At 68.0% G+C, this 13,877-nt stretch carries 11 protein-coding genes and 1 pseudogene; 6 read left to right on the top strand and 6 right to left on the bottom strand.

The window, feature by feature from the left end:
* Positions 1 to 32: 32 nt before the first annotated feature.
* Positions 33 to 1,130, top strand: a pseudogene (locus RSW2DRAFT_RS18830) (FAD-dependent oxidoreductase); the annotation flags it as partial.
* Entirely contained in the window at positions 1,131 to 2,225 is a 1,095-nt protein-coding gene (gene selD, locus RSW2DRAFT_RS18825) for a selenide, water dikinase SelD (RefSeq protein WP_449314180.1), read from the top strand.
* 64 nt (positions 2,226 to 2,289) lie between these two features.
* On the opposite strand, the gene mnmH is transcribed toward selD, so the two are convergent.
* Both mnmH and argE read right to left on the bottom strand, forming a co-directional pair.
* Complete coding sequence (gene mnmH, locus RSW2DRAFT_RS09135; protein ID WP_008030223.1) at positions 2,290 to 3,345, bottom strand: tRNA 2-selenouridine(34) synthase MnmH; 1,056 nt, start codon at positions 3,343 to 3,345, stop codon at positions 2,290 to 2,292.
* Between the two features lie 2 nt (positions 3,346 to 3,347).
* A complete protein-coding gene (gene argE, locus RSW2DRAFT_RS09130; RefSeq protein WP_008030222.1) occupies positions 3,348 to 4,493 on the bottom strand; it encodes an acetylornithine deacetylase in 1,146 nt (381 codons plus the stop codon).
* 128 nt (positions 4,494 to 4,621) lie between these two features.
* On the opposite strand from argE, the gene RSW2DRAFT_RS09125 reads away from it, so the two are divergent.
* Positions 4,622 to 5,245: a hypothetical protein gene (locus RSW2DRAFT_RS09125; protein ID WP_008030221.1), complete on the top strand. Its 624-nt coding sequence runs from the start codon at positions 4,622 to 4,624 to the stop codon at positions 5,243 to 5,245.
* A 209-nt stretch (positions 5,246 to 5,454) separates the two neighbouring features.
* On the opposite strand, the gene RSW2DRAFT_RS09120 is transcribed toward RSW2DRAFT_RS09125, so the two are convergent.
* Both RSW2DRAFT_RS09120 and RSW2DRAFT_RS09115 read right to left on the bottom strand, forming a co-directional pair.
* Positions 5,455 to 7,971 (bottom strand): ABC transporter permease, encoded by a 2,517-nt coding sequence (locus RSW2DRAFT_RS09120; RefSeq protein ID WP_008030220.1) that lies wholly within the window; start codon positions 7,969 to 7,971, stop codon positions 5,455 to 5,457.
* Complete coding sequence (locus RSW2DRAFT_RS09115) at positions 7,968 to 8,672, bottom strand: ABC transporter ATP-binding protein (protein WP_040671893.1); 705 nt, start codon at positions 8,670 to 8,672, stop codon at positions 7,968 to 7,970. The genes RSW2DRAFT_RS09120 and RSW2DRAFT_RS09115 overlap by 4 nt, the downstream gene beginning before the upstream one ends.
* Here RSW2DRAFT_RS09115 and RSW2DRAFT_RS09110 point away from each other — a divergent pair.
* The 3 genes from RSW2DRAFT_RS09110 to RSW2DRAFT_RS09100 all read left to right on the top strand — a co-directional run bounded on the left by RSW2DRAFT_RS09110 (position 8,671) and on the right by RSW2DRAFT_RS09100 (position 12,121).
* Positions 8,671 to 9,351, top strand: coding sequence for an arylesterase (locus RSW2DRAFT_RS09110; RefSeq protein ID WP_008030218.1), 681 nt, complete (start codon positions 8,671 to 8,673; stop codon positions 9,349 to 9,351). The two genes, RSW2DRAFT_RS09115 and RSW2DRAFT_RS09110, sit on opposite strands and share 2 nt — an antisense overlap.
* A gap of 169 nt (positions 9,352 to 9,520) precedes the next feature.
* On the top strand, positions 9,521 to 10,930 hold the full coding sequence (locus RSW2DRAFT_RS09105; protein WP_008030217.1) for an FAD-binding oxidoreductase: 1,410 nt from the start codon (positions 9,521 to 9,523) through the stop codon (positions 10,928 to 10,930).
* Positions 10,931 to 12,121 carry an MFS transporter gene (locus RSW2DRAFT_RS09100; RefSeq protein ID WP_008030216.1) on the top strand — a complete coding sequence of 397 codons (1,191 nt, stop codon included), beginning with the start codon at positions 10,931 to 10,933 and terminating at the stop codon, positions 12,119 to 12,121.
* On the opposite strand, the gene modC is transcribed toward RSW2DRAFT_RS09100, so the two are convergent.
* Both modC and modB read right to left on the bottom strand, forming a co-directional pair.
* Complete coding sequence (modC, locus tag RSW2DRAFT_RS09095; protein WP_008030215.1) at positions 12,109 to 13,203, bottom strand: molybdenum ABC transporter ATP-binding protein; 1,095 nt, start codon at positions 13,201 to 13,203, stop codon at positions 12,109 to 12,111. The genes RSW2DRAFT_RS09100 and modC overlap by 13 nt on opposite strands.
* Positions 13,200 to 13,877: a molybdate ABC transporter permease subunit gene (gene modB / locus RSW2DRAFT_RS09090; protein WP_008030213.1), complete on the bottom strand. Its 678-nt coding sequence runs from the start codon at positions 13,875 to 13,877 to the stop codon at positions 13,200 to 13,202. The genes modC and modB overlap by 4 nt, the downstream gene beginning before the upstream one ends.

Raw genomic sequence — 13,877 nt, 5'->3', positions numbered from 1 at the left:
TAGGCCATTGGTCGATACTTGGGAATTTGTCGATGCAAAATGACGACTTGCCGCTGACCCGCGATCTGGTGATGATCGGTGGCGGCCATGCGCATGCGCTGGTGCTGCGGATGTGGGGCATGGACCCGATGCCGGGGGTGCGGGTCACCGTCATCAACCCCGGCCCGGTGGCGCCCTACACCGGCATGTTGCCCGGCCATATCGCCGGGCATTACCGGCGCGATCAGATGATGATTGATCTGGTGCCGCTGGCACGGTTTGCCGGGGCGCGCGCGATCATGGACCGGGTGGTGGGCATCGACCGCGTTGCGCGGCGGGTGCTGTTGGCCAGCGGTCAGGCGATTTCCTATGACGTGGCCTCGGTTGATATCGGCATCGGCTCGGCGCTGCCTGGCGTACCGGGGTTTGCCGAACATGCGGTGGCGGCCAAGCCCTTGGGGGGCTATGCCGACCGCTGGCAGGCGTTCGTGGCGCAGGCCCCGGCAGCGCCGCGGGTGGTGGTGGTCGGTGGCGGTCTGGGCGGCGTGGAACTGGCGCTGGCCTCGGCGCACCGGCTGCAAGCGGCAGGTCTGCAACCTTCGGTGACGGTGCTGGAACAGGCCGCCGTGGCGCTGCCCGGCATCGGGGCCGGTGCGCGGGCGGCGTTGCTGGCGCATATGCAGCGGCTTGGGGTGCGGCTGTTGCTGAACGCCGCCCCCGTGCGGATCGAGGCCGGGGCGGTGGTGCTTGATGGTCAGACATTGCCATCCGATTTCACCCTGGCTGTGGCCGGAACCAGGCCGCAGGGTTGGCTGGCCGACACCGGGCTGGCGTTGCGCGATGGCTTCCTGACCGTCGGGCCGACGCTGCAAACCTCGGACCCTGCGATCTTTGCGGTGGGCGATTGCGCCGATCTGGCCTTTGCGCCGCGCCCCAAGGCCGGGGTCTATGCGGTGCGCGAGGCGCCTTTCCTGTTCGACAACCTGCGCGCGGTGCTGTCTGGAAAGAGCACCCTGCGCCGCTATCGCCCGCAACGCGACTACCTGAAACTGGTCTCGACCGGCGGTCAGGGTGCTGTGGCCGACAAGTTCGGGCTGCGGCTGGATGGTGGCTGGTTGTGGCTCTGGAAGAACAGCATTGATCTGAAATTCATGGAGAAATTCGCGTCCTACCCGGCGATGACCCCGCCGCCGCCCGCTGGTCCGGTTGCCGCTGGCGTTGCGCAGGCGCTCGGGGAAAAACCGCTGTGCGGCGGTTGTGGTGCCAAGGTCGGTGCGGATGCGCTGACCACCGCACTTGCCAGCCTGCCCGCGCCTGCCCGCCCCGATGTGGTTTCCGGCGCGGGCGACGATGCCGCCGTGCTGCGCTGCGGCGATGGCTTTCAGGTGATCAGCACCGACCATCTGCGCGCCTTCAGCCATGACCCGGCCTTGATGGCCCGGATATGCGCCACCCATGCGCTGGGCGATATCTGGGCGATGGGGGCGGCACCACAGGTGGCACTGGCGCAGATCACCCTGCCGCGCATGTCGCCACGGATGCAGGCCGAAACCCTGCGCGAGATCATGGCGGCAGCCTCCGAGGTGTTCCGCGCCGAGGGCGCCGATGTGGTCGGCGGCCATACCGCCACCGGTGCCGAACTGACGCTGGGCTTCACCGTCACCGGCCTTGCCAAACGCATCCTCGCCAAGGGCGGCGCCCGCCCCGGCGACGCGCTGATCCTGACCAAGCCCTTGGGCACCGGCACGATTCTCGCCGCCGAGATGGCTGGCCAACGCGCCCCCGGCCTGATGCTGGGCGAGGCGGTGGTGGCAGCACTTGCCAGCATGACCCGCAGCCTTGGTCCCGACGCGGCCATCCTGACCCCGCAGGCCCATGCGATGACCGATGTCACCGGCTTTGGCCTGGCCGGGCATCTGCTGGAGATGCTGACCGCCTCCAACTGCGCCGCCGAGATATCCCTCCCTGCCATCCCGCTGCTGCCCGGTGCCGAAGCCCTTGCGGCCACCGGTGCCGCCTCCAGCCTCGCCCCCGCCAACCGTGCCGCCTGCACTGCGCGCATGGCGTTCAACGATACCCCGCGCGCCGCCCTGCTGTTCGATCCGCAAACCGCCGGAGGCCTGCTGGCCGCCGTGCCCGCAGATCAGGCCACCGCCCTGCTGACCGCCCTGCACGCCGCCAACGTCCGCGCCGCGATCATCGGCCAAGCCACGGAAGGCGCGCCGTTCCTGACCATCAAGACCTGACTTTGGCTTTCATCTGTTCTCAAATATCCCCGCCGGAGGCCCACAATCGGCCACCTGCACTCCCTCAGGGACAAAGCGCCGCGACCTCAACCGAAATCCGCCCGGCCAGCGCGTCCAGATCACCCGGCAGCAACCGCTCTGCCGCCACTTCCACACAAACCCCGCCACTGCGGCTGTGGTGCTTGCCATAACGCGGGTCGTAATGCCGGGCCATCAGCCCCTCGGCCAAAGCCTCGAACGCCCCCGCCGCCGCCATCGCCTGCCATTCGGCAATCACCTCGGCGGCGTGCAGTGGGCGCAACTGGTTGATCACCGTCCCCAGCCTGACCGGATCGGCGATCAGATCGCCGTAAGCCCGCACCAGATAGCTGGCCCGCGCCGCCAATGGTGCCGCCACCACGATCCGCGGTGCCGCAACCATCGCCTTCCACAACTCGGGCGGCAGGCTGCGGGCGCCGATTTTCGAGCTTTCCGCCTCGACCACCACCGGCCTTGTCGGATCAAGCCGCACCAGCGCCATCGCCAGCGCGGATTCGAAGGCCTTCTGCGACGGCTGCCCGTCCGGCATTGCGCCGAACAACGACCCGCGATGCCGCGCCAGCCCTTCCAGATCAATCACCTGCACCCCGCGCGCCGCCAACAGCGCCAGCAGCTCGGTCTTGGCGGTGCCGGTATTGCCCGCCAGCACCACCACCGGGCTTGCCACGGGCGTGTCGTAAAGCTGCCGCACCACCAGCCCGCGCCAGGCCTTGTAGCCGCCCGCGACCAGCTCCACCCGCCAGCCGATCTGCGAAAGGATGCTGGCGAAAGACCCCGAACGCTGCCCACCGCGCCAGCAATAAACCAAGGGCCGCCACCCCCCCGGCTTGTCGGCCAGCGCGCCTTCCAGATGTCTGGCCGCATTGCGCGCCACAAGCGCAGCCCCCAGCTTGCGGGCGCGAAACGGGCTGTCCTGCTTGTAGATGGTGCCAACGCGAGCGCGCTCGTCGTCGTCCAGCACGGCCAGGTTGATCGCGCCGGGCAGGTGATCCTCGGCCCATTCGGCGGGGGATCGCACGTCGATGATGTCGTCAAACCCAAGGGCTTGCAGATCGTGCAGTGAGGTCAGCGTGATCGCCATGCTCAGAACCCCACTTCCAGCCGATCAACCAGTGCCGCCAGCATCGCCTGACAGCGGGCGATCTGCTCGATGCTGACATATTCATCCGGCTTGTGGCCCTGTGCCATCGACCCCGGGCCGCAGATCACCGTGGGAATCCCCAAACGGTCGGAAAACAGCCCGCCCTCGGTGCCGTAGGCCACCTTCATCGTGCCATTCGCCCCGGTCAGCCCCTTGACGAAATTCACCACCCCCGCGTCCGAGGGCGTGCCGAGCCCGGGGTAATCCCACAGCCGCTCTACCCGGATCTCCGCCTCGGGGAAATCGGCGCGCAGCGGCGCCACGATCGCCTCGGCACCGGCGCGCAGGCCAGCGATCAGCGCCCCGGTATCCTCGCCCGCCAGCGCCCGGATTTCGAAATCGAGCACACAGGCGTTGGGCACGATGTTCACCTGCACCCCGCCGTTGAATTTGCCGACATGCAGCGTGGTATAGGGCACGTCATAGTCGCCGTCGCGCAGGCCGGTTTCGGCAATCTTGGCCTGCAACACCCTGACAAAATTCAGGAAATCCGCCCCCAGATGCAGCGCGTTCAGCGCCAAAGGTGCCAGCGCCGAATGTCCCTCGCGGCCCACGCAGGTCGCCCGCAAGGCGATCTTCCCCTTGTGGCCGGTGGCGACCTGCATCCCCGTCGGCTCGCCGACGATGCACATCCGCGGCTGCACCGGGGCTGCGGCCAGCATGTCGATCAGCGAGCGCACGCCCATGCAGCCAATTTCCTCGTCATAGGAAAGCGCCAGATGCAGGGGCACCTTCAGCGGGCGCTTGGCGGCTTCCAACATTGTCGCAATGGCGCAGGCGACAAAACCTTTCATGTCGCAGGCGCCCCGGCCGTAGAACCGCCCTTCACCTTGCGTCAGCGCAAACGGTGGCTTGCTCCAGACCTGCCCCTCCACCGGCACCACATCGGTATGGCCCGACAGCATGACGCCGCCCACCCCGGCAGGCCCCACCGTGGCGTAAAGATTGGCCTTGCCCGCACCATCGGGGATCAGCACCGCCTCAATCCCGGCCCCGGCCAGCAGCGCCTGCACATACAGCATCAGGTCGATGTTGGGGCGCGAACTGACGGTATCAAAGCCGATCAGCCGTTCGAAAATGTCGCGCATCTTGGCCTCCCTGGCTCGCCGCTGCACAAAACCCCAAATCGGCGGCGACCGGAACCCCCCATCGGCCTTGGGGCTTTCCAAGCCTGCGCCCGCCTGCCAATGTCGGCGCGCCCAACCCCGGAGCCGAAATGCGTCTTGCCCTTGCTTTCATCCTTGCCTTACCCGGTCTTGCGCAGGCGGGTGGCGTGGCGCAACTGGCGCTGGCGCAGGAACTGTTTGCGCTGGGCAAGACCGGGGGCGACCCGCTGGTGATGCTGACCGCCGCCAAACTGGCCGGGGCGGTAGATGTGACAACCGTCGCCCGCAAGCCCGAAACCAGCGGCGAGGTGGCGGCTGACCAGCCCGACACCGCGCAGGCCCCCGCTGATGCTGCGGCGATGCTGGCCGAAGCCCGCGCCTCGGTGGCTCCCGACGAGACCTTGGCAGCCCTGCTGGCCGAGGCAGAGACCGGCAACGCTTTGGTGCGGGCAGGCACGGTATCGGCCAGCCTTCAGGCTTTGGCCGCCGGGCAGACGGATACCTGGCACCTGCCGTTCGATGGCGGGATTGCCGCCGAACTTGCGGTGCTGGGCGATGGCGACGGCAATCTGGACGTGACGCTGACCGATGCCGAGGGGCGGGCCTTGTGTCAGGAAACCGGCCCCGCCGACCGCAGCCTGTGCGGTTTCCTGCCGGTGGAAACCGGGTTCTTCATCCTTACGGTGACGAACCCGGGCCCCGGGATGAACAGCTATCTGCTGCTGACCAACTAATTGATTTTGAACAGTTGCTGCGCAGCGAAAACTGCGAACACCGCGCAGCATTGCAGACCATGTTCGCCGCCGTTCAGCCCAGACTATCGCTTGTCTGCGCCACCCGATTTTCGGCCACTTATCCCGGCTATCCAGATTTACCCGACCAGAATTCCATCTTCACATCGCCAATCTTGCCCGCATCCATCGCCGCGAACACGCCCATCGCGTCAGTCTGCCGCCCGCAGCACCTGCGCCGGACGCGCGGCCAGCGGCCGCCACGCAAAGGCGAGGCCCGCCAGCAGCGTCGCCAGAACGCCGCCCAGCACGATGGCCAGCGCCGACCACGGCTCGAAGCTGTATTTGACCTCCATCACAAAGGTCATCACCGCCCAGCCGGCCAGCCCGCCTGCCGCAATTGCCACCAGCCCGGCGGCGGCGCCCAGCAGCGCCGAACGCAGGGCAAAACTGAACAGGATGGTGCCGCGAGTTGCGCCCAGCGTCTTCAACACCGCCGCCTCGTAAACTCGTCCCCGTTCGCCCGCCGCCGCCGCCCCGATCAGCACCACGAATCCGGTCAGCAAGGTCGCCGCTGCCGCCCAGGCCGTGGCGGTAGCAATCGCCGTCAACGCCTCGGACACCTGACCGATGGCGTCGCGCACCCGGATTGCGGTGATATTGGGGTAAGCCCCGGCCAGATCGCGCAGGATCGGCGCCTCGGCGGCCTCGGTGGCATAGACCGTGGCAATGTAGGTATGCGGTGCGCTGGCCACCGCCGCGGGGTTCAGCGTCATCACGAAACCCATCCCGGCCGAGGAAAAATCCACCTCGCGCAACGAGGTGATGCTGGCGGTGATGTCGCGGCCCAGCACGTTGACGGTGATGTTGTCGCCCAGCTTCAGCCCGATCTCCTCGGCCTCCTTGGCGGCGAAAGACACTTGCGGCGGGCCGGTGTAATCCTCGGGCCACCAGGTGCCGGCGACCACCTTGGTGTTTTCGGGCGGTTTGGCGGCAAAGGTCAGGCCCCGGTCGCCGCGTACCACCCAATGCTCGCCCGCCACCTCGCGCGCCGGTCTGCCGTTGATCTGGGTGACCATGCCGCGCAGCATCGGCGCGGTCTGCACCTGCGACACTGCCGGATCACCGGCCAGCCGCGCCTGAAAGCCGTCGATCTGGTCGCTTTGGATATCGACGAAGAAATAGCTGGGCGCCCTTGTCGGCAGGTCGCGGCTGATGGCGGCGCGCAGATTGGAATCGATCTGCCCCACCGCCGCCAGCACCGAAAGCCCAAGGCCCAGCGACAGGATCACCGAAGCCGCCGCCTCGCCCGGCCCGCCGATGGCCGCCAGTGCCAACCGCAAGGCGGTATGCCCGCGCGCCCAGATGCCGCGCGCCAGCCGCCGCGCCAGCCTGCGCACCGCCCAGGCGGCGATGGTCAGCACCAGCAATGCCGCCAGCACGCCCCCCGCCACCCCCAGCGCCAGTTTCCACGCGCCCGAGAACCAGACCGCACCGCCGATCAGCGCCGCTGCCAGCACCGCCAGCGCCAGCCAGTGCCGCGCCCTTGGCCAGCCCATCCGCCCGGCACCACGATAAAGCGCCGCCGCCTTGACGTTCTCGCTGCGCGCCAGCGGCCACAGCGTGAACAGGAAGGCCGTCACCAGCCCGTAAAACGCCGCCTCTGCCAGCGGTTTGGGGTATAGCCCGAACGCCACCGGGAAAGGCAGCGAGGCCTCGATCAACGGGGCGGCCAGCAGGGGCAGGCCTGCACCCAGGATCAGGCCGATGCCCACCCCAAGCCCGGCCAAGGCCCCGATCTGCAACAGGTAGATCTGGAAAATCATGCCGCTTTCTGCGCCCAGCGTTTTCAGCGTGGCGATGGTGGCGGTCTTGCCCTCCAGGTAAGCCCGCACCGCTGCCGAGACGCCAACGCCGCCCACAGCCAGCCCGGCCAGCCCGACCAGAATCAGAAACGCCCCGATCCGGTCCACAAAGCGCTCCACCCCCGGTGCCGCGCGGCGGCTGTCGGACCAGCGCATCCCGGCATCCTGAAAGGCGGTTTCCGTCGCACTTTGCAACGCCGCAAGGTCGGTGCCCTGCGGCAGCAACAGCCGGTATTCGCTGTCATAAATCGACCCCGGCCCGATCAGCCCCGATTGCGCCAACGCCGAGGTTTGCACGATGGTGCGCGGCCCCAGCGTCATACCGTTGGTGGCGGTATCCGGCTCGCGCAGCAGCACCGCCGAAAGCCGGAATTCCTGCACGCCCAGCTTGAAGCTGTCACCAATCGCTAGCCCCAGCCGGTCGACCAGCACCCGGTCCATCACTGCGCCGGGCAGCCCATCCGCCGCGTCAAGCGCCTGCGCCAGTGGCATTTCCGGGTCCAGTTGCACCGCGCCGACCAGCGGATAGGCGGCATCCACCGCCTTGATCTGGGTCAGCACATGCTGGTCGCCCACCACCGCCATAGACCGGAAGTCCACAATTTCCGAGACTTGCGTGGAGATGCCCGCCATATAGGCACGCTCGTCTTCGGTGGCGAAGCGGTAGGTGAACTCCATCTGCGCATCGCCGCCCAGCAGGGTGGTGCCCTGCGCCGACAAGCCGCCCTCGATGGCGGCGCGCACCATGCCGACCGCGGCAATTGCCGCCACGCCCAACGCGAGGCAAGCCAGGAACACCCGAAAGCCGCGCAAGCCACCGCGCAATTCGCGGCGGGCGATGCGGGCGGCAAGGGCGAGGCTCATGCCAGTTCCTCGGCCACGATATGCCCATCGGCCAGCCGCACCACCCGGTCGCAGCGGGCGGCGAGCTCCGGCGCGTGGGTCACCAGCACCAAGGTCGCACCATGGCGGTCGCGCAGGCCGAACAGCAGGTCCATGATCGCCGCCCCATTGGCGCCATCAAGGTTGCCGGTCGGCTCGTCGGCCAACAGGATCGCCGGGCGGGGGGCGGCGGCACGGGCAAGCGCCACCCGCTGCTGCTCGCCACCCGACATCTGGCTGGGGTAATGGTCGATGCGGGCACCAAGCCCCACGGCGCGCAGTTCCGCCTCGGCCCGCGCGAAGGCATCGGCCACGCCCGCCAGCTCCAGCGGCACCGCCACGTTTTCCAGCGCCGTCATCGTCGGGATCAGGTGAAACGACTGGAACACCACGCCCATGTTGGCCCGCCGGAACCGCGCCAGTTGATCCTCGTTCATCGCGGTCAGGTCTTGCCCAAGTGCTTGCACCGAGCCCGAGGTGGCCTGCTCCAGCCCGCCCATCAGCATCAGCAGCGAGGATTTGCCCGACCCCGACGGCCCCACCAGCCCCAGCGTCTGGCCGCGTTCAACTGTCAGTGTGATGCCCCGCAGGATCTCGACCGGACCGGCGTTTCCGGCCAAGGTCAGCGTTGCATCCCGCAGTTGCAGAATCGGAGCGGGAGAAACCGGAATCGGATCAGTCATGCGTCACACCTGGGAAACTGTCTTTGACCTTGGATATGGGGCGCTGCGGGCGCTGCGCAACAGCGCAATCGCCTTAAGTGTTTCCACCTGTGCGGTTTTGGCCGAGCCGGTGACGGTGGTGGCACTGGGCGACAGCCTGACCGCAGGCTACGGGCTGCCGCAGGACGAGGGCTTCGTGCCGCAGATGCAGGCCTGGCTGGTGGCGCAGGGGGCGGATGTGGTGCTGCTGAACGCGGGGGTTTCAGGGGATACCACGGCAGGCGGTCTGGCACGGCTTGACTGGAGTCTGACGCCCGATGTCGATGCGCTGATTGTGACGCTGGGCGGCAATGATCTGTTGCGCGGCATTGATCCGGCCAACAGTCGCGCCAATCTGGAAGCGATCCTGAAGGCGGCGCAGGGGCGCAAGTTGCCGGTGCTGCTGGTGGGGATGAAGGCGCCGGGGAATTACGGGCCGGAGTATCAGAGCCAGTTCGACTCGATCTATCCCGAGTTGGCGGCGCAATACGGCACGCTGCTTGTGAGCAGCTTCTTCGCGCCGCTTGGGTCGGAGGATCCGGCGAAGCTGGGGGCGTTCATGCAGGCCGACGGGTTGCACCCGAACAAGGACGGCGTGGCGAAGATCGTGGCGGGGCTGGGGCCGAAGCTGCTGGAACTGGTGGCGAGCGTGCCGAAGTAGGCAACAGGCGGGGGGCCAGGCCCCCCCTATGCCGCCGGTTCTCGGACCGGTGGCGAACGCGGCGGCAAACCCCCGGGATATTTGTGCAGAGAAGAATAGGCGTGGCGGTTTTGGCTGGTTGCGGCGGCGCGCTTGGGTGTAACCCGGCGTGGAAAACCGGGGATGTGGCATGGCGTTGATCAAGGAATTGCAGGGTCTGCTGGGGGCGGCGCATGTGCTGACCGGCGGCGACGTGGCGCGCTATGCGGGTGATTGGACCGGGGTCTATACGGCGCAGCCTTTGGCGGTGGTTCGGCCTGCGGATACGGCGCAGGTGGCGGCGGTGTTGCGGCTGGCGTCGCGGCACGGGGTGGCGGTGGTGCCGGTGGCCGGGCTGACCGGGCTGGTGGGCGGGGCGATGACCAAGGGTGGCTTGATGCTGTCGGTCGAGCGGTTGAACCGCATCCGCGAGATCAGGCCCGACAGTCGGATTGCCATCGTTGAGGCGGGCGTGGTGCTGTCGCGTTTGCACGAGGCGGCCGAGGCGCAGGGCTTGTATTTCCCGCTGTGGTTCGGCGCGCGGGGGTCGGCAATGATCGGCGGCGTGCTGTCCACCAATGCGGGCGGGTCGAACGTGCTGCGCTACGGCTCGACCCGCGCGCTTTGTCTGGGGCTGGAGGTGGTGCTGGCCGACGGGCGGGTGCTGAACCTGATGTCGGAACTGCACAAGGACAACTCGGGCTATGATCTGAAAGACCTTTTCATCGGCGCCGAGGGCACCTTGGGGGTAATTACCGCGGCGGTGATGAAGCTGGTTCCGGCGCCACGCGCCCATGCCACGGCGACGCTGGCCCTGGACAGCCTGCCGCAGGCGCTGGTGCTGCTGAACCGGTTGCAGGCGGCCTGTGGTGGCATGGTCGAGGCGTTCGAATACATGCCCGCAAGCTATATGCGCCAGTTGCAGGCGGTGCGGCCCGATGTCGGCCTGCCGTTCGCCAGCATCCCTGAAGTGACGCTGCTGGTGGAACTGGCGGCCACCGCGCGGCGCGATTGCGAGGCGCTGGCCGACGGCAGTCTGCCGATCGTCACCCTGTTGCAGCAGGTTCTGGCGGCGATGCTGGCCGAAGGCCTGTTGCAGGATGCCGTGGTGGCGCAATCGGAGGCGCAACGGCGGGCGATGTGGCAGCGGCGCGAACTGGCCGCCGAGATCACCTTCGCCCGCAAACCCGCCATCGACACCGATGTGGCCTTGCCGCTGGACAAGGTGGTTGCGTTCTTCGACCTGATCCATGCCCGGTTGCCGGTGCTGGATGCCGGGGCCGACACGCTTTCCGTGGCGCATCTTGGCGATGGCAACATCCATTTCACCGTGTTCCCCAGCCGGAAAGATGCCGCGCTGAAGGATGCGGTGATCTCGGCGGTCGAGGATGTGGTGCAGGACCTGGGGGGCAGTTTTTCGGCGGAACATGGGGTAGGGCTTTCCAAGCTGCCGTCGATGGCGCGGCGCAAGGATGCGGTGGCGCTGGCGGTGATGGCCCAGATCAAGGCCGCCCTTGACCCCGACAACCGGATGAACCCCGGCAAGGTGATCCCTGCATAAATGCTGACCCCGCTTGCCACCATTGCCCGCCACCCGACCCTGCGGCTGATCGGCGGCGCGATGCTGCTGATCGGCGCGGTCAATGCCTCGCTGTTCCCCTATCAGTCGCTGGTGGCGATCGAGCGGGTGGGGTTCAGCGGCAATGCCTATGCGCTGGTGCTGCTGTGCGCCTCGGTGCTGGCGGTGACGGCGTCGGTTACGGCGGGGATCGTGACCGATCAGCGCAGCAACCGCCGGCAGATTGCGGCGCTGACTGCCGCCACCACGGTGATCGGGCCCTCGCTGATGCTGCTGGCGCCGGGGCCTGCCAGCCTGATCATGTGCCACGCCATTCTGCTTCCCGTTTCGACAAGCCTTTACGGCCAGGCGTTCGCGCTGGCAAAACTGGCCTGCGCCGAGATGCCCGCCCAGCGCGATGCGATCCTGGCCAGCCTGCGGGCGGCGCTGTCGCTGACCTTTGTGGTGGTGCTGACGGTCTGGTCGCTGGTGTTCAAGGCGGGCGTCGATGTGATGGCGATCTACTGGACGGCGGCGGTGGCGGGGGTCTTGCTGCTGGGGCTGGTGCTGCGGCGATGGCCGCGCGATGGCGCGACAAGCTGGCAGGATGCGCCCTCGGGGCTGAACCTGCGGCAGTCCTTGCACGAGATTGCCCGGCCAAAGGTGCTGACGCGGCTGGTGGCGCTGGGGGCGATCACCTCGGCATCGGCGCTGTATATGGTGCTGATCTCGCTGGTGTTTTCGGCAACACCGGGGCGGGATGCCAGCGATGTGGCGCTGTTTGTCGGGCTGGTCGCGGGGTGCGAGGTGCCGTTCATGCTGGCCTTGCCGCTGGTGACGCGGCGCTGGCGGCGCAGCGTGCTGATTGCGGCGGGCGGCACGGTTTATGCCAGTTTTCTGATCCTGCTGCCGCTGCTGGCGGGCAGTCCGGCGGTGTGGTTGCTGCCGCTGGTGGCGGGGCTTGGCGGGGCGGCGACGCTGACCCTGCCGATTGCCTACTTGCAGGATCTGATGGCCAACCGGCCCGGCGCCGGGTCGTCGCTGATGGCGTTGCAGAAGGTGACCGCCGACAGTTTCTGCGCGCTGGCCTTTGCCGCCAGCAACGGCCACCATGTTCTCGCGGCAGGCTTGGGCGGGGCGATTGCTTTGGCGGGCGGGGCGGCGCTGCTGCTGGCCGACCGTCAGCGCGGCTGAGCGCCCGCCACGTCGCCCTGCGCCACCGCCACCGATTTCACCACCGCATAAACCGCCACCCCCGGTGCCAGTTCCAGCGCCGCGACGGACCTGCGGGTCAGACGGGCCAACAGAAGGTCATCGCCCGCCCGCAGTTGCACGGTGGCGCCGTGATCATCCTCCAACTGCACCGCGGTCACGGTGGCGGGCAGGATGTTCAGCGCCGATAGCCCCTCGGGCCGGCTGCGCGACAGGATCACGTCCTGCGCGTGGATGCGCAGTTGCAGGCGGCTGCCGATGGCGGCACCGATCCGCGCCACCCACAGCGGCCCGGCGCCGGTTTCCAGCCGGGTCAGCCCGTCGGAGTCCTGCGCCGCCACCACCGCGCCAAGCAGCGCCCCGGCCTCGCGCGGGCCAAGGAAGGGCACCGCCTGCGGGTCGGCCAGCACTTCCTGCACGCCACCGGCACGCAGCACCCGACCGTCCTGCAGCACCACCACCTGTTGCGCCAGCCGGGCCACCTCGGCCACCGAATGACTGACGTAAAGGATCGGCACCCCGGCCTGATCGCGCAGCCGTTCGATATAGGGCAGGATCTCGGCCTTGCGCGCCTCGTCCAGTGCGGCAAGCGGTTCGTCCAGCAACAGGATGCGCGGCGCGGTCAAAAGGGCGCGGCCAATGGCGACGCGCTGCTTTTCGCCCCCCGACAGGGCAGCGGGGCGACGGTCCAAAAGCGGGCCAAGGTCAAGCGCCGTGGCAACCTCGTCCAGCCCCGGGCCTCCAAGGCCACGGGCGCGGGCATGGGCAAACTCCAGATTGCCCCGCACGCTCAGATGCGGGAAAAACCGTGCGTCCTGAAACACATAGCCGATGCCGCGGCGCTCGGGCGGTATCCAGGCGGCCCCCTGCCAGACCTGCCCCGCCATCACCACATCGCCCGCAGCCCGGCCCTCCAGCCCGGCAATCACCCGCAGCAAGGTGCTTTTGCCCGAGCCGGAGCGGCCAAACAGCGCCGTCACCCCGGAAAGCGCGAAATCCTGCGCCACGTCCAGCGCAAACGCCCCGAGTTGCAGTTTCACGTCAACCCGCAACACCCCGGTCATCCGGCCACCAGCGGAAAGCGGCGGTTGATCGTATAGACCAGCAGCAGCACCAGAAACGAAAACACCAAGAGCCCGGCGGACAGCACATGCGCCTGCGCATATTGCAGGGTTTCGACCTGTTCATAGATGGCGATGGAAATCACCTTGGTCTTGCCCGGAATATTGCCACCCAGCATCAAGACCACGCCAAACTCGCCCAGCGTATGCGCAAAGGTCAGCACCGAGGCGGTCAGGAACCCGCGGGCCGCCATCGGTGCCGCCACAGACCGAAACCGGTCGAAGGGCCCGGCGCGCAGCATCGCCGCGGCCTCCAGCGGGCCAGGGCCAACCGCCTCGAACGCCGCTTGCAGGGGCTGCACGGTGAAGGGCAGCGAGTAGATCACCGAGCCGACCACGAGGCCAAGGAAGGAAAAGGTCAGCGTGCTGCCGGTCATGCTGAACCACGCCCCGCCAAGCGGCGACTTCGGGCTGAGCATCACCAGCAGATAGAACCCCAGCACGGTGGGCGGCAACACCAGCGGCAGCGCCGTCAGCGCCTCGGCCACCGGTTTCAGGCGGCTGCGGGTGAAGGCCAGCCACCACGCAATCGGCGTGCCGATCAGCAGCAGCACCAGGGTGACGATCGCCGCCAGCTTAAGCGTCAGGGCAAGCGGGGCGAGGTCCGGGATATCCAT

This window comes from Rhodobacter ferrooxidans, from assembly GCF_000176015.1.
Lineage (GTDB): Bacteria > Pseudomonadota > Alphaproteobacteria > Rhodobacterales > Rhodobacteraceae > Pseudorhodobacter_B > Pseudorhodobacter_B ferrooxidans.
The sequence above is the reverse complement of the archived record's forward strand: the minus strand, read 5'-3'. Positions and strand labels throughout refer to the sequence as shown.